Genomic DNA, 19,077 nt, shown 5'->3' on the forward strand with positions numbered 1-19,077 from the left:
CCGATCATTGTGTAATTGGCGTTCTGTCAGGATGCAAGGTTAAACCGCCACAGGGACGGTCTCAGTAGTCTCTTCAGCCTTCGGATCTTGGGTCTGGTGTAGCTCCCTCCACTCGAAGAACGCGTCCATGGTCAGGTACCGCCGACCCGTCGACCACTCTTCGTGAGTTTCAGCACATAATGCGCCAACGAGCCTCTCGACAGAGTCGATATTCGGAAAGATTCGGATGACCTTTTCCCGCCTGCGGATCTCCTCGATAAAGCGCTCCAGCATGTTCGTTGTCCGAAGACGGCGTCGATACTTTCCGGGTAGGGCCAGCACCGCAGTGGCGTCGAAGAGGCCGCTCGTAAGCACCTCAAGCGCAGCCGGCGCTTTCTCCTCGATCTCTCCGGAGACTTCCTCAAACCGTCGCTGCATGTCGCTTTGGGAAGAGGCCTCCAGAAGCTGGTCCAGGATCTGGTGCATTCGATCCCGGTAGTCGGAAGGCGTCTGGTCAATCACGTTCCTCCGGAAGTGCGCCTGGCACCGCTGCCAGATAAGACCAGGGAAGGCTTCGCGGAGCGCTTGGACAAGTCCCTCGTGGGCGTCGCTAGTGGCGACCTCAACGCCGGAGAGGCCTCGGCGCTTGAGCTGCCCAATGAACCGGGACCATCCCTCGTTTGTCTCTCCGAAGGCCGTCTCAAGGCCGAGAATCTCCCGCTGACCCGCCTCGTTGATGCCTACCGCCAGCATTACGGTCGTTGATCGTGGCCATCTAGATGGCCTGGCTCCTCGACGCCGAACCTTCAGGTGCATTGCGTCCAGCACCAGAAACGGGTAGCTCTGCTCCTCCAGAGAGCGAGACGACCAGGCCTCGACCTGCTCGTCTAGCTCGCCGGTGAGCCGAGAAACTGTCGACTTACTGAACTCTCGCCCGCAAAGCTCGGTGGTGATCTCCTTCACGCGGCGAGTGGAGACGCCCTGCACGACCATCTGCATCAGAGCCAGAACCAGGGCCTTCTCCGAACGCTGATATCGCTGGAAAAGCGCCGTCTGAAACTCCCCTTCTCGGTCTCGGGGCACCTCCAACTCAATCCTGCCGACACGCGTCGTCAGCTGGCGCTGGTAGCTTCCGTTGCGGTAGCCCTGCCGATCGTTGGTCCGTTCTTCGGGGCCAGCACCAAGGTGATCAGTCATCTCGGCTTGGAGAATCTGGTTCAGGATCGGCTCCAACAAGGCGGCCATGCCTCGGTCCCCGTGGAGCAACTCTTGGATCTTCTCGTCATCGATCGTAATCTCAAAGGTGGCCATCGTCAGTAGGTCAGGGTTGGTTCGTTTGGTCGCGTTTTCAAACCTGACAGAACGCGATGGCTAATATGTTTGGTGTAGTTTGAAATTGATGGTTTATAACTTGCTCCGAGGACGCTCGGAGCTGGAGGGCAGGGCCACCTGTGCGATGGTTCCGGCCTGGGAATTTTCCCATGAGCCCGAGAAAAAGAGCAGTCCCTGCCCTCTCTTCATTGCGTTCGAATCCGAACAGCATCTGAGCGCCTGCGATGCTCTCATCGTCGAGCCTGCATTCATTAGTCTGGATCTCGCAATGACCGCTCCTGATCGTTCGAGTTCGTCTGATTCCGTTCCTCCGACGGCACATCACGTGGGCATTGACGTGAGCAAGGCGTCCCTTGAAATCGCCCTGATTGGATCTGAGGAGGACGTCTTTGCTTCCAAAACTGTGTCGAACACCAAAGACGGATTCGATGAGTTCCTCAGCTGGATCGAGACACAGGCCGATGTCCGGCTGGAGGAAAGTCCGGAGCAGATTCACGTCTGCCTCGAAGCCTCCGGCGACTACCAGCGCCCGGCTGCACGCTTTTTGTACGAGCGCGGGTTGACCGTCTCGATCGTCAACCCACTACGCACAAGCGCCTACGCTGAGAGCCAGCTCAACCGGTCGAAAACCGACAAGGTGGACGCTCGTCTCCTCGCGCGCTTTTGCCAGCGTGAGGAACCAAGTCTATGGGAACCAACACCTTCGGAGCAAAAAAGCTTGAAGGAGATGACCCGCGGTCTTGAGCAACTCAAAAAAGAGCACGACCGTCTGAAAAACCAGATCCGCCAGTCGGAAAACCCGACGGTTACCGGCTCGCTTGAGTCGGTGCTCGAAAGCATAAACGAGCAGATCGACCGGCTTGAAGATCAGATCGACGAGCACGTCGAGAGCACCGATACCCTCGCCCGCAACCGAGACTTGCTGGAAACGATCCCGGGGGTTGGATCGACAACCGCTGCGCTCGTGCTTGCGGAGCTCGGGGATCACGAGCGCTTTGAGTGCGCCCGCCAGGCGGCTGCATATGCCGGCCTGACGCCCTCGCATCACGAATCGGGCAGCTCGGTTCATCGAAAACCTCGGCTTTCAAAAGTTGGGAGTTCTCGGCTCCGAAGAGCACTGTACTTCCCAGCAATTGCAGCCCTTCGGTGCAACGCCGCCGTCGAAGCGCTCGGAGACCGGCTCGCCGAGCGGGGGAAAGAAAAGATGGTGATCATCGGTGCTGCGATGCGGAAGCTCCTCCACATTTGCTACGGCGTGCTGAAGAACCAGTCCTCGTTCGACCCGTCGCTTCACCCTGGAACTTGACGTTTAGCAACACAGCATCTTTTTCTATCTGCCTGCTCAATTACACAAGATTAGGGACTCAACCCCTCCCGAACAATCGTATACTTTTCTCAAATCAGAAGGAGAAGCAGCAGCGATGTAAGAAGTAAAAGAGAGGGGTTTCTAAAAAACCTAATCGGAACCACCCCTACTCCTTCGGCTGAATGGGATCCGAATGATTTGCCACACAGCGAAAACCGTAGAGATCATGATACTTCATGTCCTCGGATTTCCTCGGCATGCGGTTATATAGGCGCGTCCACTGAGGCGTATCCATAGGACTTGCCCCCCCCCGCATGACTCGTTTTTTTCCCTATCTGGTCCCGTAGGATTTTTCCGGGGCGACACCTCGTAGTAGTTCTCGTCGTACCAGTCTCGGGTCCACTCCCGTACGTTGTCGCTCATGTTGTGCAGTCCCAACGGATTCGGCGGATACGTCCCGATCGGCTGCACGTCCATGCGTTCGATCATATTTTCTCCGGGCCGAGGCATCCCGTCGTTGGTTGCCACCGCCACATTCTTGCCACGGCTCCGTGCGGCGTATTCCCACTGTGCCTCCGTCGGCAAATCCATTTCCACCCCGATCTGCTTGCCTGCCCATTCGCAGTATGCCCGCGCATTTTCCCATATCGGCACCGAGACCGGATACCGACCTGATCGCTCTCTGTGTCCGAGCGCTTTCTTCTTCACTGTGTCGCGTCCCGTCGCGTTCGTGAACAGGTCGTACTCCCAGTAGGTGACCTCGTACTTCTGGATCGAGTAGCTGCTCAACGTAACCTTGTGAGCTGGCTCCGTGTCGGCGCTCGACGTCCACGCCCCTCCGCCCAGGGAATCGGGCATCCCCACGTCTCCCATCATGAACGTCCCGCCCTCGACGAATACCAGACTCTTTCGCGTCCATTCGCGGAACCACTCTAGATTCTCCTCCGTCGGCGTCGGCATCTGATAGCTCTCGGGCTGCCCATTTCCCTCCTCGCCACACCCGAAAAGGAAAAGCACGCCCAGGACCACTAGGCCCACTCTTTGAAAATGCATAGGCAAACGAACGGGCAACTAAGACAAATTAGATTCGGTAGTCGGTGTGCTCAATTCGGTCTCGGATCGGATCTCCGGGACTGTACTCAAGCGAGTTGGAGCCCCAGTACAGAGAAATCAAGTGCCGCAAAGCGCCGGTCCACTCATCTCCATCCAGTCGAAAACAGACAATCGTGAAGCCTAGCCAGGCCGGAATCTTCGTCCGCCCATCCCCCCGCCCGCACCCATTTTCCCGCTTCCAGCCGTGGGTCCACCTGGCGGACGTGCAGGTCCCCCCGGATGTGCGCCAGCAGCACCTCCTATCTGTACATCCACTCCGCCATCGGTCATCGGCGGTCTGCCATCATCTTCGTCGTGAGATCCATCCTCTCCCTCGTCAAAAACATCTTCCAATACCATGCTCTCACAGACCTCCCATAGCTCGCGCGGACTCTGAACCCACCGGAGCACATGTAAAATTGCCTCTTCACGGTCTCCCGCTCCATCTTCTAATTCCTCATAAGCTTCTTCGAGAATATCGCCCATGAATACCCCAAAGGGAAGAAGTCCAAAAACCTCCTCTCCCCCTTCCTTGAGAATAGACAGTACGTCTCGCTCCAACAGGGACCTTGAGTCACTGAGAATTGCCAGCAAACGCCCCTTCGCTTCAGGCGTGGTTGTTCTTAAAGAAAATTGCCTCGGATCCTTCAAAATCTTCCTTGCCAGTCCTTTAGCAGCTTCAGTACGTTTTGACTTTTCAGCAAGACGGTGCTTCTGTCTCTGCCACCAATCTTCTGTTTTGTCTATAGCTTCTTTGCTCGCCATTTTGGTCAGGTCAACCCCCTCCTGTAAACTTCTGACAAGTACGGATGTCAATATTTTAAACGCCTCCGGCTCAACGAATGTCAGGTTGCTGTAGCCTACATCCCGAAGGCTGTGGTAGACGTAGCCCACAAAGTTCGTAATCGTTTTGGCGTTGACCTTCAGCTCCACCTTTCCGGTGGCGCCTTTGCCGTACACCAGCCGGGCGGCGGCTACCACCCGCAACTGGCCCTCCACGACCCCCACTGCCAGGTTGGCCGAGAATCCCAGCCCCAGGTTGCCGGCCACCTTGCCCTTCACCTCTGCAACGGCGACCCACGCCTGGTCCGTTGGCTTTCCCTGTTTCCGGAGCTGCTGCTCCTCGTCGGGATTAAACCATTCCAGTGCCCCGGTGATGGCCCCGCCGGCCTCCAGCCCCGCAAATGCGCTGATGCCCGTGTCCAGGCCGGCTGCAGTCCCGGACGTGTCGCCTCCGTAGGACCGAACCGCCCGGGCCGGCACGGCCGCCATCTCGTTCTCCGCCCCGTTGCTTGACTCGCCCATTTTAAAGAACCCGAGGTACCCCTGAATCGAGGCACTGCCCCCCAGCCACGTATACAGACTGGTTTCGAGCCTGCCCCGCACCTTCCCAAAGGTGATCGGCTCCACGTCGTACGCGTCCGCGTCCGGGACAATGGCCGGGGGTGGATCGTCCTCTTTGTCCGGCGAGGCAGTGTACTGGTCAAGAATAAGTCCGAGCTCCTGCTCGCGGAAGTCGTCGAAGCGCTGTTTCGTAATGTTGGGGGTCGTGCGAATATCGAGATAGATCCCATGCCACGCCTTTTTGGCATCAGACATCTGTGATAGCGTCTCCTTCCAGTCGCTTTTCACGTCGTCGGGGACCCCGTTCATCCCCAACAGATTGGGCATGGTCGTGCCCAGTCCCACCTCCTTGCTCACAAACGTCAAGCTGTCCTCGACGGAGCTCTTTAGGGTCCCCACGAGTCCCGCCGTTGCTTCTGCTCCGGCCTCGGCAGACTCCCAAACGGCGTGCTCCATCCGCTCCCAGTCCACCCCATCTTCCCGCAGCTCGATCCCCGACGGCACCTCGCCCTGGTAGGTCTGCTGCTGCGACGCGAGGTACCGGGCAATCCCTTCTCCAAGCTGCCGGAGCGACTCCTCGTCCATTCGCACGGGCTTCTTCTCCGTGTCCTCCGCGTTGCGCTCCCGGATGCGGTCGACGATCGGGTCGACGAGGACCTCGGGCGGGAGGTGTTCGTACTCGTCGAGAACGTCGGTGAAGCCCCCCCTCGTCTACCTCCAGAAGAATAGTGGATTCCTCCCCGTAGCGGCACGCGTGGACCTGGCGCTCCATCAACGCCTCCCGGATCTTGTCTTCAACCTTGGACCGCGGAAAGGAGTCCTCCGTCCGTTTCTTCTCCGCAAGAGTGAATCCGTCTCTCCAAATCGCGGGAAACGGTACAATCGGGACGCCGACGTGCACCTCCTGGCCTTCGGTATGTGGTAGGTAAAAGGTTCCGGTAAACGAGCTTTCCGCAAGGGCCACGTCGGCGCGGGCCTTGCCCGCAAAGCCGAAATGCCCCTTGCGGGGCTGGTACTGCACCTGTGAACGTGACGAATTTTCGGGAGTCTCCTCTACCGAACAATGCAGAGCTCCCCGTCGACCCGACCGACAATCACTCGCATCGAGAGAATCGATCCGTTCTCCCCTCGCGTCTTGAAAAACGTCCGCCCCGTCGGATCCCAAGGCTCGTCCGGCTCCCCGTTCTCGACGTACACCTCCCACAATCGGCCGCCCAACAGCGGCCGCAGCCCGATGTCCTCTCGCTCAAAATCGGTCCGGAGCCCGTTCGCATAGTATCTCTTTAGAGTTTTTTTCCACCACTCGTAGCCATTTGACTCGTAGTACGCCTCGTTGTAATCCTCCGTTTTAATAGTCAGCTCCTCGTAAATTTCGCGGCTATCCTGCCGCCGCATCAGGTCGCGGAGCTTGACGGCGTAATCCTTCACCGCCGCCGTGTCCTCGATCACCGGCGCCTCGGTCAGGTGCTCCGCGAAGCTCGGGGTCTTCGGGCTATCAAACCGCACGGTCATCTCGATTGGAAACTCCACGCTGGTGAGCTCCTCCTCCCGGCCCGCCAGCTTCTGCTTTTCCTCCGGCGGCGCCGACTGCATCCGCTCCTGAAACGTCTGCCGCTTCTCTTCCCACCGGGCCTTGATCGTGTCCTGTAGGTTGAAGGTCGTGATCTCTTCCCCGGCCTGCGTGCCGGTGAGCTGCCCCTCCCGATATAGCGACACCGACCCGCTTAGCCGCGCGTCCTCGACCGTCGTCAGGCCGCTTGAGTCCGACTTCATCGTCGGGCCCGCCACAACGCGAATCTCGTTGTTTTCCCCAATGAGATCGACGTTGACTGGGGCCGACTTCGCCCGTCCGCCCGCAGACGTGGCTTGTAGGTAGGGCCGACCGTTGAGCCTCACGTAAAACGACCCTCCCCCGGTCGAAAGCTCCAGGTAGTAATGCAGCTTCTCCTCGGACGTGTCGGCATCGGCGGCCGGGACAGATGTATCTGGTTCCATGGCACCCTGTGGATTGAAGAGGCCGACCCCCAAGATCAAAAGGACGACGACAAAACCGAACGGTGTCCACGAACTACTTCTCATTCAAGTCACAGTTGGCCTTGTCTCTGTGCCGCCACAGGTTTGAGCGGCTGCTTCAACGAACAATGCAGAGCTCCCCGTCCACCCGGCCGACAATCACGTGCATTCGGGAAATCGTTCCGTTCTCCCCCCGCGTCTTGAAAAATTTTCGACCGGTCGGATCCCAGGGCTCGTCCGGCTCCCCGTTCTCGACGTAGATCTCCCACAGCCGCCCCCCCAAAAGCGGCCGCAGCCCTATGTCCTCTCGCCCAAAATCGGTCCGGAGCCCACTCTCGTAAAAATCCTGGAAGCGATCTCTCCACCATTCATATCCGTCCGACTCGTAATAAGCCTCGTTGTAGTCCTGATTCTTCACCTTCAACTCCTCGTAGAGCCCGCGGCTGTCCTGCCGCCGCATCAGGTTTCGCAGCTTCACGGCGTAGTCCTTCAGCGCCGCCGTGTCCTCGATCACCGGCGCCTCGGTCAGGTGCCCCGCGAAGCTCGGGGTCTTCGGGCTGTCGAACCGCACGGTCATCTCGATCGGAAAGCTCACGCTGGTGAGCTCCTCCTCCCGGCCCGCCAGCTCCCGCTTTTCCTCCGGCGAGGCCGACTGCAGCCGCTCCTGAAACGCCTGCCGCTTCTCTTCCTGCCGGGCCTCAATCGTATCCTGCAGATTGAAGGTCGTGATCTCTTCTCCGGCCTGCGTGCCGGTGAGCTGCCCCTTCCGGTACAGCGACACCGACCCGCTCAGGCGGGCATCCTCCGGCGTCGTCAGCCCGCTCGAATCCGACTTCATGGTCGGGCCCGCCACGACGTGTAGCTCGTTGTTCTCTCCGACCAGACGGACGTTGACCGGGCCCGACATTGCTTCTCCTCCAGCGGAAGACGCCTCCATGTAAGGCGTGTCGTTAATCGTCACGTAGAAGGAGCCTCCGCCTGTCGAAAGCTCCACGTAGTAGTACAGCTTCTCCTCGGTGGTGTCCGCATCGGCAGCAGGGACAGATGTATCTGGTTCCATGGCACCCTGTGGATTGAAGAGGCCGATCCCTAAGATCAAAAGCACGCCGACAAAACCGAACGGTGTCCACGGACTACTTCTCATTCAAGTCACAGTTGGCCTTGTCTCTGTGCCGTCACGGGTTTGAGCGGCTCCCTCAACGAACAATACAGAGTTCCCCGTCGACCCGGCCGACGATCACTCGCATCGACCAGATCGTCCCGTCTTCTCCCCGCGTTTTGAAGAACTTTCGCCCCGTCGGATCCCAGGGCTCGTCCGGCTCCCCGTTCTCGACATACACCTCCCACAGCCGACCGTCTAGCAGCGGCCGCAATCCGATGTCCTCCCGATTAAAATCCGTCCGAAGACCACTCTCGAAGTATTTTCCTTCTAGGTGCTTCTTCCACCACTCGTATCCGTCCGATTCATAATACGCCAGGTTGTAATCTCTATTCTTCACCTTCATTTCCTCATAAATTTCGCGAGTATCCTGTCGCCGCATCAGATTGCGCAGCTTGACCGCGTAGTCCTTCAGGGCCGTAGTGTCCTCGATCACCGGCGCCTTGGTCAGGTGCCCCGCAAAGCTCGGAGTCTTTGGGCTATCAAACCGCACGGTCATCTCAATCGGAAAGCTCACGCTGGTGAGCTCCTCCTCCCGGTCCGCTAGCTCTTTTTTCTCCTCCGGTGGCGCCTCCTCCATTCGATTCAGAAACGACTGTCGCTTTTCCTCCCGCCGGGCCTCGATCGTGTCCTGCAGGCTGAACGTCGTGATCTCTTCTCCGGCCTGCGTGCCGGTGAGCTGCCCCTTCCGGTACAGCGACACCGACCCGCTCAGGCGGGCATCCTCCGGCGTCGTCAGCCCGCTCGAATCCGATTTCATGGTCGGACCGGCCACGACGCGTAGCTCATTATTCTCACCGACCAGTCGAACGTTAACCGGGCTCGACATCGCCTCTCCCCCGGCGGAGGTCGCCTGCATGAAAGGCGTGTCGTTGATCGTCACGTAGAAAGAGGCCCCGCCGGTTGAGAGCTCCACGTAGCAGTAAATTTTCTCCTCGGTGGAATCAGTATCAGCAGATGAGGCGGTTGGCGGCGACTCTATAACGACAGGTGGACCGGTTGGGCCAATCCCCAGGTGCAGAAGCGCCACGACGACAACGATTGTGCGCCCCAATCCTTTGCCAATTCGAATCACGGCTGGCACTGTATCTGTGGACATCACGCATTTTCGGGAGTCTCTTCTACCGAACAATGCAGAGCTCCCCATCGACCCGGCCGACGATCACTCGCATCGAGGAAATCGTTCCGTTCTCCCCCCGCGTCTTGAAAAATTTTCGACCGGTCGGATCCCAGGGCTCGTCCGGCTCTCCGTTCTCGACGTACACCTCCCATAGCCGGCCGCCCAACTGCGGCCGCAGCCCAATGTCCTCTCGCTCAAAGTCCGTCCGCAGTCCACTCTCGTAAAAGTCCTGGAAACGTTTCTGCCACCACTCGTATCCATCAGAATTGTAATATGCCTCGTTGTAATCCCGATTCTTAACCTTCAGCTCCTCGTACAGCCCCCGGCTGTCCTGTCGTCGCATCAGGTTTCGCAGTTTGACGGCGTAGTCCTTCAGCGCCGCGGTGTCCTCGATCACCGGCGCCTCGGTCAGGTGCTCCGCGAAGCTCGGCGTCTTTGGGCTGTCGAACCGCACGGTCATCTCGATCGGAAAGCTCACGCTGGTGAGCTCCTCCTCTCGGTCGGCCAATTCCCGCTTCTTCTCCGGCGGCGCCGACTCCATCCGCTCCAGAAACGCCTGCCGCTTTTCCTCCCGCCGGGCCTCAATCGTGTCTTGGAGATTGAACGTCATAATTTCCTTTCCGGCCTGCGTGCCGGTAAGCTGCCCCTCCCGGTAAAGCGTGACCGCGCCGGTCAGGCGGGCGTCCTCCGGGGTCGTCAGTCCGCTCGAATCCGATTTCATCGTAGGGCCTGCGACAATGTGCAGCTCGTTGTTCCCACCCACCAGATCAACGTTGGCCGGAGTCGACTTGGCTTCCCCACCGGCAGACGTAGCCCGCAGATAGGGCCGTCCGTTGAGCGCTATGTTAAATGATCCGCCTCCAGTCGAAAGCTCTAAATAGTAGTAAAGCTTCTCCTCGGTTGTATCCGCATCAGCGGGCGGGGCCGTTGACGACGATTCCATGACAGGGTGTGGATTCAATATGCTTAGTAAAACGATAATGGCTGGTAGGGCAAGCACAGATACAATCCAATCGTCTTCGCTCTGCTCATCGGCTCGTGCAGTCAACATGAGTAGTTGTTTTGAGCTCTCACTTAATACGTGTAATTGTCGAGAATGGCGTCGAGCTCCCCGTGGTGGAGAAACGCCATAAAGTCGGTCTTAAGCACGCGGCGGCTCAGCGTGTCGGAATACTTATCCAGCCCCTTCCGGATGTCCTTGGCCATCTCTTCGACCGCCTCCCGGTCTCGCCGGACATCTGCACGCTTCAATATGGCCTCGGCTGTGTAGTCGGCCACCTTTTCCGGGGGCATCTCGGTCCGGCGCTCTCCTCGCTTTCGCACCTCTACGTTGTCGAACGGCCACGCCTTCTGTTGAATCACGCTGGTCACCCGCCCGATCCCACTCGGGTCCGGATCTCCACCGTAAAATACCTTGGTGAGAATCGACCGGATCTCGTCCGGATGCAGCTGATTCGAGACGTGCTCCCGGCTCGGCGGCCACTGCCAGGTGGCGAGATCCCTCCCCTCCACGATTGTCCACTCCTTCTGCCCGCCAATCATTCCGGATGTTCCTCCCCCCTCGTCAGTGGACTCATCCCCTCCACCCTTAACATTCGTACCTGCAGACCCCTTCGCTCTCGCTTTGAAGCCGGTCCAGCGGATCGTGCCCTCCAGGTAGAACCCTCCGCCCTCGCCCTCCGGCGCTGTATCAAAGCCCGCCTCCGTGTTTTTCAGCTTGATGGCAGACTCCCCGTTCACGACCACGTTGCCTACGTGTGGCGCCTCAACGCGTACCCCAATCGCTCCCTTGAGCGTACTCCCTACACCGCTGCTCACCTTCGCCTTCATCCCCGGCCCCGACCGCTGCACCGGACCGAGCTTCAGAGCAAGCGTGCCCTGGATAAAGGCGAATGCCTGCGCCGTCGCAACGGCCGGTATTTCCAACCCGATTCCTACTTCCGCCTTGACGTCAAACAACTTCAGACTGAGCCCCACCCCCGCCTGCAGATAGGCCTTCTCATCCTTCCACTCCTGCCATCCCCACGTGAGGGCCACCGTCCCCTGAGCGAGCTGTACCGACATCTCGGCGTACCAGCCCAGCTTGGGGGCCTCCTTCAGCGTGTTAATGATCGCCTGAAGCCGATACCCCAGCTCAAGGATGCTCCTGGCGAGCTCGACCGGCTTGGCAGACACCTGTGAGCCATTGCACTTCACTACTACATTTACCGAACCGGATGGACTTCCGCCCTTGAGGCTTTGAAAAAACTCGGTCGTTCCGTCCAACCCCTCCGAGGCCATCGACCCCGGCGCCCGATCGGTCTTCTCCCCCCATTCCTTGAACTGGACCTTCTCGGTTACCTCTTTGCTGTCTGTTGAGCCTTTCCGGATTTCCTCCTTGACCGTCGAGGAGTCGAGCTGTTCGTCGTCCTTGATCGTCTTGCCAAAAAGGGCAGCGCTTGCCTCGGTTCGGTTGCTCTGCTTTACGCTAAACCCCCGAGCGGCGGGAAATTGAAACCCGACCCGCCACTGATCGGGGTAGTGCGTGATCACTTTCAACTCCTGGTCAAGCCCCTTCACCTTGTAAGTCCGCGTCTCTTGAATCTTCTCCTTCCAGTACTGCGGCTTGAACAACATCACGAGTCCCATCTCTGCGGCCGACAAATCCGGATTCGGTCGTTCCACCTCGAAGGAATACCGGTACATCGCGGCCCCTTCCTGATTTGGTGGTACCTCCTGGTCGACCTGGACCTCCGGTTGATCGCCTCCCGAGTCCTCTACCTCAACCTCTTCGAACTTCTTGCTGGAAAAGACCTCGATGGTATCGGTCAGTACATTCCCCCCTTCCGACTCGACGTCGTCCATAGTATCACTTGCCCCGACGCCTCCTCCCGGTACCACGTGGAGCTCTGTCGGCTTTTCTTCGCCAGGCCCACCAAATCCACGGCGGTCCTCGTGGACGGTGTGACTGCAGTAGAGGGAGGTCCGAACTGTGGCAAAGGTGTTTGCCTCCGCATCGTCCGGAAATACAGCGAAGGTTTCCTTCGGAACGGGCAGATGGCTCTGGTTGGCGGAATCAGACATTAGGTCTCACACTATTCGTGACGAAGAACCGGCGAGCAGGCTATTTCTGCTTCTCTTTTCTCTGCGTTCCGCTGCGCCTTGGCCACGCAACCTCGTGGGTGCAGGGTGGGGCCTCTTGCAGTTCGGCTTTTCCACTTCCGTCCAAGGTTCCCTTTCGGACTTCTCCGTTGGCAAAGGTGACGACGTAGGGCTCGTCCGCGACGCCCTCCCCATCGGGCCCCTTCAGCTGAATTGTGACAGTACTTCTGAGAGTCAATAGGCCCGACATCGCCGGTAGTGGATACCCCTCTACGTCGACCACCGCCACGTACGCCGGAAGCTGCTGCCCCGTGCTTCCCGTGGATACCGGCGGATCCTCTTCTGGCGTTTGGGAATCGTACTGGTCCTCCTCCCCGTGCTCGTACGTCCACGCCGCCTCCACCTCCTCCCCGCTCACCTCCGTCTCAATCTCGCCCACGATCGCCGCGGAACTGCCCCCGTCCATCGGAAGCTGCTCGATCTGGACCGTCGCCGGCGTGCCGTCCTCGATCCCCTTCGCCGTCGCGGTTACGGTCACTTCCTCGCCCACGGTGGCCTCCGTCTTGGACCACTCCGCGCCCTTTACGCTCTTGACCGTGGCGGTGCCGTTTCCCTCCGGCAGCAAGGACCGCCGCACCCGCCCGTCTCCCTGTAGCCAGTGCTCAGACAACTCACCCGCCGGGTCCTCCAGCGCGTAGGGCACCCCGGCCATAGCATTTCCCGCCGCATCCTCAAACGCAAAGTCGATCCAGTGCTCCACCAGCTCGGTCGCCTCCGGCGAGCCGCCCTCCGCCGCCGCGGCCGTCGCGACTGCGCCCTGCACACCCGCGCTGCCGCCTCCGCCTCCTCCACTGCCCCCGGCACCTCCACCAATGATGACGGGGCCGGAGCCCCCGATCATCACCATGCCCGAGCCCCCGATCATCACCGGGTTGCCCCCGCTGTTGATCATAACGGTCGGCTCTCCGCCGACGATCGAGTCCGGCGGGCCGCTGCACGTGCACACGTCCCCCATCCGCGCCGCCGGCATTCCATTGATCATCACCGTCGGCGCGCCCATCGAAATCGGGCCGCCCACGTGCGGGCTCGGGCCCGGGTTGCACATCGGGCACACGTGCATGTCGCCCTGACGGGCGGCGGGCAGGCCGCTGACCAATCAGAAGCAAAATCCATCTACATAAACCGCAATAAAAACTCCGCAGATGACGGTATATCATTCTCCACGCTTAGTGGAGGTTTATCGATCTTCACGGCGTAAATCACGCCGGCATCATCCATATAACCCTCCACCCTATTTTCCCCTCCAACTATTTGAGACTTCCAACTCGTCGGAAATATTATAGGAATATCATCTATTTTCGAGTCTGCTTCAAGAGGAGGATAATATCCTTTTATCTCACCTTTTATCTCAATAATATCTTTACTCTTATATGATATATTTACCCTTCTCCCCAGGACGGCACTAGCAGCATATGCAATAACAGAAGAAGTAGCAATTAACCCTATTTTTTGTATTTCTGGCTCTATAAAAAATATACCTACAAATAAAAATATAGATGTAGTCCGCCCTAACCAAAACACGAACGATCTATATATCTTAATCAATCTAACATACCTCTCCTCTTTATCCGTCGGCTCGCGGATAACGTCAAGCTCTTTTCGCATAAGAGTCTGCACTTATTTTATCGTGGTCGTCTCTTCAATTGCCCCGTTCCCCTCTCCCAGCGGATAGACCGACACGCTGACCTTCTCTCCCCTCACGTCGTTCACAATCTGATCGATTCCCGACACCGGGACCGAGTGAGCGTCCAACCGGTCGAGCTTCTCTTTTGCGCCCCCATTTTCCTCATCATAAAAAGCAACCCAAAAGTGCCCCTCCTGAACTGAAGACTCCGGGCTGAAGGCATACGACCACTCTCTCTGCGACTCCCCATTCCGGGCGCCTTCAAAAAGCGACGTCAGACTGCTTAGGTCGATCTCAATTCTGCTGTTTTCGCTCAACAGATTCGGGCTCACCTTCACCGCCAGCGCGTCCTCTACGATGAACGGATGCTCCCGATATTCACTCGTGGCGGCGATCGTAAACCGATACGCCGTCTCGTAGAACGAACGGAGCTGCCGGTCAATCTGCTGATGGAGACGTTCGAGCTTCTCGTATTCGGCCGCCTCTCCTCCTTTCTCGACCAGACGCATGAGCCGGTCGTGTCCCTCCGGGCCGTCCTCCCCCCAGAAACTGTCGTTTTCGAGCCAATTCGGGATGGTATCCTCTTCTTGAATGAGCATGAGAAGGTATCCAGTGACCAGAAGCACCAACCCGACAATTCCGAGTACTGGAAAACCGGGAATTGTTGCTGCAGACCCGCAAGCTTCTGCCGCGACTCAAGTAACTGCATTATTCCTCGGTTACATAAACCGCAGTAGAAAATCCACGAATGACGGTAGATCCTCCTCCACAGACAGTGGAGGCCTCTCGATCTTCACGGCGTACAGCACACCGGCATCATCCATATACCCCTCTATTTTATTCTGTCCGGGAATGACTTGGGACCCCAGACCTGCTGGTAAAATGATGGGAATATTATCAATCTCTGCATCTGCCGCTATAGCAGGCGCATACCAACTTAGCTCCCCCTCCAAAGAAACTAGCCCCTTACCCTCATATGATATATTCGATGTCGTTCCCACAAAGTAACTGAAACAATATGCTATAATAGATGACGTAACAAATAAACCTATCTTCTGAACCTCTTTTTCTATAAAAAACATAGATACAAACACAAATACCGACACGACTCTTGCAAATACGAATGTAAGTGATCTAAATATCTTAAAAAGCCTAATATACTTCTCTTCCTTCTCCGTCGGTTCGCGAATAATATTTAGCTCTTTCCGCATAATGGGTCCGTACTTATTCTATTCGGGTCGTCTCTTCAAGGTACTCCATTCCCTCCCCCAGGGGATACACCGACACTCGCACCCTTTCACCGTCGATCTCATCAACAATTCGCTCAAATCCGGATACCGGAACGGACTCGATGTCCAATAGACTGAGCTTCTCTTTCACCTCGATATCCGACTCCTCATAAAAACCGATCCAGAAATGGCCCTCCTGAACTGAAGCCTCTGGACTGAAGGTGTATGACCATTCTTGCGAAGCTTCCCCTTTCCCTCCCCGATCGAAAAGCGATGTCAAGTTGCCAAGATCAATCTCGATTCGGCTTTCTTCACTCAAGAGATTCGGGGTAACCTTCACGGCCAATACGTCGTCCACGATGTAGGGATGCTCTCGATATTGCCGTGTGGCCTGAATCGTAAACCCATAGGCCGTCTCCTGGAAGGATTGGAGTTGCCCCTCAATCCTCTCGTAAAGAGAAGCGAGTGTCTCGTCCTGACTCGCGTCTCCTCGCTTCCGTACGAGACGCATGAGTTTATCGTGTCCCTCCGGGCCCTCCTTCCCCCAGAAACTGTCGTTTTCGAGCCAATTCGGTATGGTATCCTCCTCTTGGATATACATGAGAATTGCTCCGGTAACCAGGAGTACCAGTCCCGCAAGTCCGAGTGTTGAAAGTCCCAGAATCATTCCTCCCGAGGTTCCGAACCCGATAGTCGCTGCAACACTCCCCCCCGTCATCATTCCCGCCCCGACGGCGTCGATGTAGTCTCCCTCTTGTACCTCGGCCATCACGTCCCACGTGCCCAAAATCAGCTCCAGGACGATGATTCGCTTCAGCAGCCACCGCGCCACCATCCGCTGCGTGACTTGCTTTCCCGCAAGCGACATCAGCGTTTGTTTCCGCGCGAGAAGGCCCTCATCGGCCAACCACTGCACCACCCCTGCCGAGGCCGACGCAAACGACACCACGTTTTTCACGCTCTGCTTCTTGACCAGCCCGATCCCGGCCATAGCGACGTTTGCCCCCTCCAGCGCCCCCAGGGCGCGCAGCCGCCCTCGCTTCCCGCCCAACGCATCCTCTACCTTCTTCAACGCGTTCTCCTTTGCCTCCGCTTCGACCACCGTCACTTTCTTCTCCTCGAAGACCGGCCGCTCTTCGAACACAAAGTGCCCACCCCGGTCCACCGGAACCCCGTTTTTCATCACAATGTCCGGCTCGTACCCGTGACAGACCGTGAGCATGCCTGCCAACACACGCTTGGTCTCAATCTTGGTATGCATCTCCTGCACGACGCCCGCATACTCGTTGAGCATCCCGAGCGCCCCCTTCGTAATCTTGCTGCCGGCCGTGAAGGTCAAGCTCAGCGGGTTGAATTTCTTGACCTGATCCGGCACGGCTACCTCCGACCGATCGCGCTTGAGGGCCTCCATTCCGTCAGTACCGAGATCCGAGGCTGCATACTGGTCTTGCAGGTACTCCCGGCCGGCCTCCGCAAACGTGAGATCTTCGATCACTCGCGCGTACAACGCTTCCCCCTCCGCCCACAGCTCCTCGTCTCCCAGGGCAAAGTGATGCAGCGTCGCCAAAAACGCAGTTGACGACAAACACGCTATGAGCGCCTTCGCCCGCTCCTCGATCGCGCTCTGCATTTCCGTTTTAATTCCCTTGTACTCCTCTCGCCACAGCTTGTACGCCGGCTCCTCAGTCGGCACCCAGCTCCTCATTCCGGATTTCGTGCCGGTCTCAATCTGTTTGAGCGCACCCTGAAAGGTCCCCGGCGCCGCTTCCACAAGCGAATCGACGACGTCGTTCAGCATCTTTGCTGGTGCCATCGCGTGATGCCACTGCGAGAAGTCGTCGATCTTCTCGGCGAACGCTCGGTGCCGCTTCTCTGCAATCCTCCCATACTCCGCGACGCGTATCTCCAGCACAGCCGTCCCCTCGTCCGTCTCCGTAACTGTCTCATTTTCGGTGTCATTGGCGGCCGCCCAAACCGAGACGCCCTTCATAAACGAGCTGGTTCCTACCTCTTGAATCTGCCGCCGGATCTCCTCCTTCCGCCCCGCAGGAAGCTTGTGACGGGACAGCCAGAAAAAGTGCGTCGGATTGTCATCGTATGGACGCTTCGTTTCTAGTTGAACGACATCTTTCTTCTTTCCCTTCGGTTCCCGATCGCTCCCCGTTTCGTCTACTAGGTGGTATTTTTCGTTCTCGTACACCTTGTACTCCGAAACGTGGGCATCCGGATCGCTCTCTCCATCTTCGTTGACCGCATCCTCCAGGCGAAAACAGTACAGCCACCGCTCTCGGTGAACCTCCTCCTCTGAGCCGTCCACGCGCTCGATGGTCTCGTCGAACGCTTGAAGCGGCTCTGCCGTCTCCGGATCCGGCGTGCCGTGCCCAAAGGTCTCGTCAATCTCCGCTTCGGTACATTCCGCAAAGCGAACCGCGGTCTCTTCTACTGCCGTTTGCTCTCGGACCGTTGTCGTTGCTGAACCAGGCATCGTGAAAAGATATGATCGTTTCGAAGAAGTGTGCTCCGGAAAAGAAAGGGACGCTTTTTAGCCATTCGTAATGACGTCGTGGGGGACGTTTTGAAATACTGTCTCCGTCGGTCCGTCAGCCGGCTCAAACGAGAGCGTGTACGCAAGAGACCGAAGATTGGCCTCGCCGGTCCCTTCATTTCCACTTCGGGTAAAGAAGAGACGGAGGCGATTGTCGTCCTCCAAGGAATGGTCTTTCGGGGCCCGTTCTTGCCAGTAGCTGGCCGAGCTTTTCTTTTCTCCATCGGTTGACCGGAGAATGTATCGGTCGTCCGCGTCGTACTCCGTCCGTCGATGCATGTGAATTTGCACCCACGGGTACGAAAGGACGATCCGGGTGATGCGCCCCGTTCGCGCGTCCGCCTCCCCCACCGACGGAATCCGCTGCGTCACGCTCCCGTCCGCTTGCTCCGCGGGCGATCCCTCCCCCTCCGGCTCCTCGCCGATTCCCGTCGGCACGACCGTGTGCACGCCGGCCGGCAGCTCGGTGTGCTCGAGTTTTCCTTCCCCGTCGGTCTCCCCTGAAAGGACCCTCCCGCTCTGCAGAATAACCTTGTACGGACACTTTGCCAGCGGCCGCTCTGCGTCGTCCAATACCTGAGCGCGCAGGGCGTCCGTGCATCGAAGCGGTCCGGTGCTCGGCGCCAACGGATAGCCGGTCACCTGCACCTCCGCCACGTAAACCGGAATTCCCGTCGAGTCCCCAGCCCCGTTCGTCTGGCCCTCGGAATCGTACTCCTTCGTCCACGTCGCCTCCACCTCTTCTCCGCTCACCTCGGTCTCAATCTCAGCAATGACGGCCGCCGGCCCGCCGTCCTCCGGCACTTCCTTTACCTGCACGGTGACGGGCGTCCCGTCCTCGATTCCCTTCGCCGTGGCGGTTACGGTGATCTCCTCCCCAACTTTTGCCTCCGTGGTGGACCACTCCGCGCCCTTCACGCTCTTGACTGTGGCCGTGCCGTCTCCCTCCGGCAGCAGCGAGCGCCGCACCCGCCCGTCTCCCTGCAGCCAGTGCTCGGAGGTTTCCCCTTCCGGATCCTCCAGCGCGTAGGGCACTCCGGCCATAGCATTCCCCGCCGCGTCCTCAAACGCAAAGTCGATCCAGTGCTCCACGAGCTCGGTCGCCTCCGGCGAGCCGCCCTCGGCCGCCGCGGCCGTCGCCACCGCGCCTTGCACGCCCGCCCCGCTGCCTCCGCCTCCACCGCCCCCGCCTC

Annotated in this window: 14 protein-coding genes and 1 pseudogene; 1 reads left to right on the plus strand and 14 read right to left on the minus strand. The window is 58.5% G+C overall.

What is annotated here, in order from left to right:
• Window positions 1–39: 39 nt before the first annotated feature.
• Window positions 40–1,290: an IS256 family transposase gene (locus BSZ35_RS04055; protein WP_258096063.1), complete on the minus strand. Its 1,251-nt coding sequence runs from the start codon at window positions 1,288–1,290 to the stop codon at window positions 40–42.
• 289 nt (window positions 1,291–1,579) lie between these two features.
• On the opposite strand from BSZ35_RS04055, the gene BSZ35_RS04060 reads away from it, so the two are divergent.
• The gene (locus tag BSZ35_RS04060; RefSeq protein WP_105013714.1) at window positions 1,580–2,617 is read left to right on the plus strand and encodes an IS110 family transposase; all 1,038 of its coding nucleotides are present in this window, start codon (window positions 1,580–1,582) and stop codon (window positions 2,615–2,617) included.
• Between the two features lie 234 nt (window positions 2,618–2,851).
• Here BSZ35_RS04060 and BSZ35_RS04065 read toward each other — a convergent pair whose 3' ends face one another.
• The 13 genes and pseudogenes from BSZ35_RS04065 to BSZ35_RS04130 form a co-directional block, all read right to left on the minus strand.
• Window positions 2,852–3,670, minus strand: coding sequence for an SUMF1/EgtB/PvdO family nonheme iron enzyme (locus BSZ35_RS04065; protein WP_105011247.1), 819 nt, complete (start codon window positions 3,668–3,670; stop codon window positions 2,852–2,854).
• A gap of 180 nt (window positions 3,671–3,850) precedes the next feature.
• Complete coding sequence (locus tag BSZ35_RS04070; protein ID WP_105011248.1) at window positions 3,851–5,638, minus strand: hypothetical protein; 1,788 nt, start codon at window positions 5,636–5,638, stop codon at window positions 3,851–3,853.
• 468 nt (window positions 5,639–6,106) lie between these two features.
• Window positions 6,107–7,048, minus strand: a complete 942-nt coding sequence (locus BSZ35_RS04080) for a hypothetical protein (RefSeq protein WP_105011250.1) — start codon at window positions 7,046–7,048, stop codon at window positions 6,107–6,109.
• A gap of 136 nt (window positions 7,049–7,184) precedes the next feature.
• Complete coding sequence (locus BSZ35_RS04085) at window positions 7,185–8,126, minus strand: hypothetical protein (RefSeq protein WP_105011251.1); 942 nt, start codon at window positions 8,124–8,126, stop codon at window positions 7,185–7,187.
• A gap of 136 nt (window positions 8,127–8,262) precedes the next feature.
• Window positions 8,263–9,324 carry a hypothetical protein gene (locus tag BSZ35_RS04090; RefSeq protein WP_105011252.1) on the minus strand — a complete coding sequence of 354 codons (1,062 nt, stop codon included), beginning with the start codon at window positions 9,322–9,324 and terminating at the stop codon, window positions 8,263–8,265.
• A 22-nt stretch (window positions 9,325–9,346) separates the two neighbouring features.
• Window positions 9,347–10,288, minus strand: a complete 942-nt coding sequence (locus BSZ35_RS04095) for a hypothetical protein (RefSeq protein ID WP_105011253.1) — start codon at window positions 10,286–10,288, stop codon at window positions 9,347–9,349.
• A 131-nt stretch (window positions 10,289–10,419) separates the two neighbouring features.
• Window positions 10,420–12,408: a hypothetical protein gene (locus tag BSZ35_RS04100; protein WP_105011254.1), complete on the minus strand. Its 1,989-nt coding sequence runs from the start codon at window positions 12,406–12,408 to the stop codon at window positions 10,420–10,422.
• A 40-nt stretch (window positions 12,409–12,448) separates the two neighbouring features.
• Window positions 12,449–13,531, minus strand: a complete 1,083-nt coding sequence (locus BSZ35_RS19715; RefSeq protein WP_219846579.1) for a PAAR domain-containing protein — start codon at window positions 13,529–13,531, stop codon at window positions 12,449–12,451.
• Between the two features lie 68 nt (window positions 13,532–13,599).
• A complete protein-coding gene (locus tag BSZ35_RS04110; RefSeq protein WP_105011255.1) occupies window positions 13,600–14,091 on the minus strand; it encodes a hypothetical protein in 492 nt (163 codons plus the stop codon).
• A gap of 12 nt (window positions 14,092–14,103) precedes the next feature.
• The gene (locus BSZ35_RS04115; protein ID WP_146109994.1) at window positions 14,104–14,709 is read right to left on the minus strand and encodes a hypothetical protein; all 606 of its coding nucleotides are present in this window, start codon (window positions 14,707–14,709) and stop codon (window positions 14,104–14,106) included.
• A gap of 120 nt (window positions 14,710–14,829) precedes the next feature.
• The gene (locus BSZ35_RS04120) at window positions 14,830–15,321 is read right to left on the minus strand and encodes a hypothetical protein (RefSeq protein WP_105011257.1); all 492 of its coding nucleotides are present in this window, start codon (window positions 15,319–15,321) and stop codon (window positions 14,830–14,832) included.
• Window positions 15,322–15,334: 13 nt separating this feature from the next.
• Window positions 15,335–17,824, minus strand: coding sequence for a hypothetical protein (locus BSZ35_RS04125; RefSeq protein ID WP_105011258.1), 2,490 nt, complete (start codon window positions 17,822–17,824; stop codon window positions 15,335–15,337).
• A 57-nt stretch (window positions 17,825–17,881) separates the two neighbouring features.
• Window positions 17,882–19,077, minus strand: a pseudogene (locus tag BSZ35_RS04130) (hypothetical protein); the annotation flags it as partial.

Origin of the sequence: Salinibacter sp. 10B (genome assembly GCF_002954405.1) — a bacterium.
Classification (GTDB): domain Bacteria; phylum Bacteroidota; class Rhodothermia; order Rhodothermales; family Salinibacteraceae; genus Salinibacter.

What these genes read in the sequence shown, in the direction of transcription:
- BSZ35_RS04055 (WP_258096063.1), bottom strand. Translation starts at nt 1,290, where the DNA reads ATGGCCACCTTTGAGATTACGATCGATGACGAGAAGATCCAAGAGTTG.
- BSZ35_RS04060 (WP_105013714.1), top strand. Translation starts at nt 1,580, where the DNA reads ATGACCGCTCCTGATCGTTCGAGTTCGTCTGATTCCGTTCCTCCGACG.
- BSZ35_RS04065 (WP_105011247.1), bottom strand. Translation starts at nt 3,670, where the DNA reads ATGCATTTTCAAAGAGTGGGCCTAGTGGTCCTGGGCGTGCTTTTCCTT.
- BSZ35_RS04070 (WP_105011248.1), bottom strand. Translation starts at nt 5,638, where the DNA reads ATGGACGAGGAGTCGCTCCGGCAGCTTGGAGAAGGGATTGCCCGGTAC.
- BSZ35_RS04080 (WP_105011250.1), bottom strand. Translation starts at nt 7,048, where the DNA reads ATGGAACCAGATACATCTGTCCCGGCCGCCGATGCCGACACGTCCGAG.
- BSZ35_RS04085 (WP_105011251.1), bottom strand. Translation starts at nt 8,126, where the DNA reads ATGGAACCAGATACATCTGTCCCTGCTGCCGATGCGGACACCACCGAG.
- BSZ35_RS04090 (WP_105011252.1), bottom strand. Translation starts at nt 9,324, where the DNA reads ATGTCCACAGATACAGTGCCAGCCGTGATTCGAATTGGCAAAGGATTG.
- BSZ35_RS04095 (WP_105011253.1), bottom strand. Translation starts at nt 10,288, where the DNA reads ATGGAATCGTCGTCAACGGCCCCGCCCGCTGATGCGGATACAACCGAG.
- BSZ35_RS04100 (WP_105011254.1), bottom strand. Translation starts at nt 12,408, where the DNA reads ATGTCTGATTCCGCCAACCAGAGCCATCTGCCCGTTCCGAAGGAAACC.
- BSZ35_RS19715 (WP_219846579.1), bottom strand. Translation starts at nt 13,531, where the DNA reads ATGTGCAACCCGGGCCCGAGCCCGCACGTGGGCGGCCCGATTTCGATG.
- BSZ35_RS04110 (WP_105011255.1), bottom strand. Translation starts at nt 14,091, where the DNA reads ATGCGAAAAGAGCTTGACGTTATCCGCGAGCCGACGGATAAAGAGGAG.
- BSZ35_RS04115 (WP_146109994.1), bottom strand. Translation starts at nt 14,709, where the DNA reads ATGCTCATTCAAGAAGAGGATACCATCCCGAATTGGCTCGAAAACGAC.
- BSZ35_RS04120 (WP_105011257.1), bottom strand. Translation starts at nt 15,321, where the DNA reads ATGCGGAAAGAGCTAAATATTATTCGCGAACCGACGGAGAAGGAAGAG.
- BSZ35_RS04125 (WP_105011258.1), bottom strand. Translation starts at nt 17,824, where the DNA reads ATGCCTGGTTCAGCAACGACAACGGTCCGAGAGCAAACGGCAGTAGAA.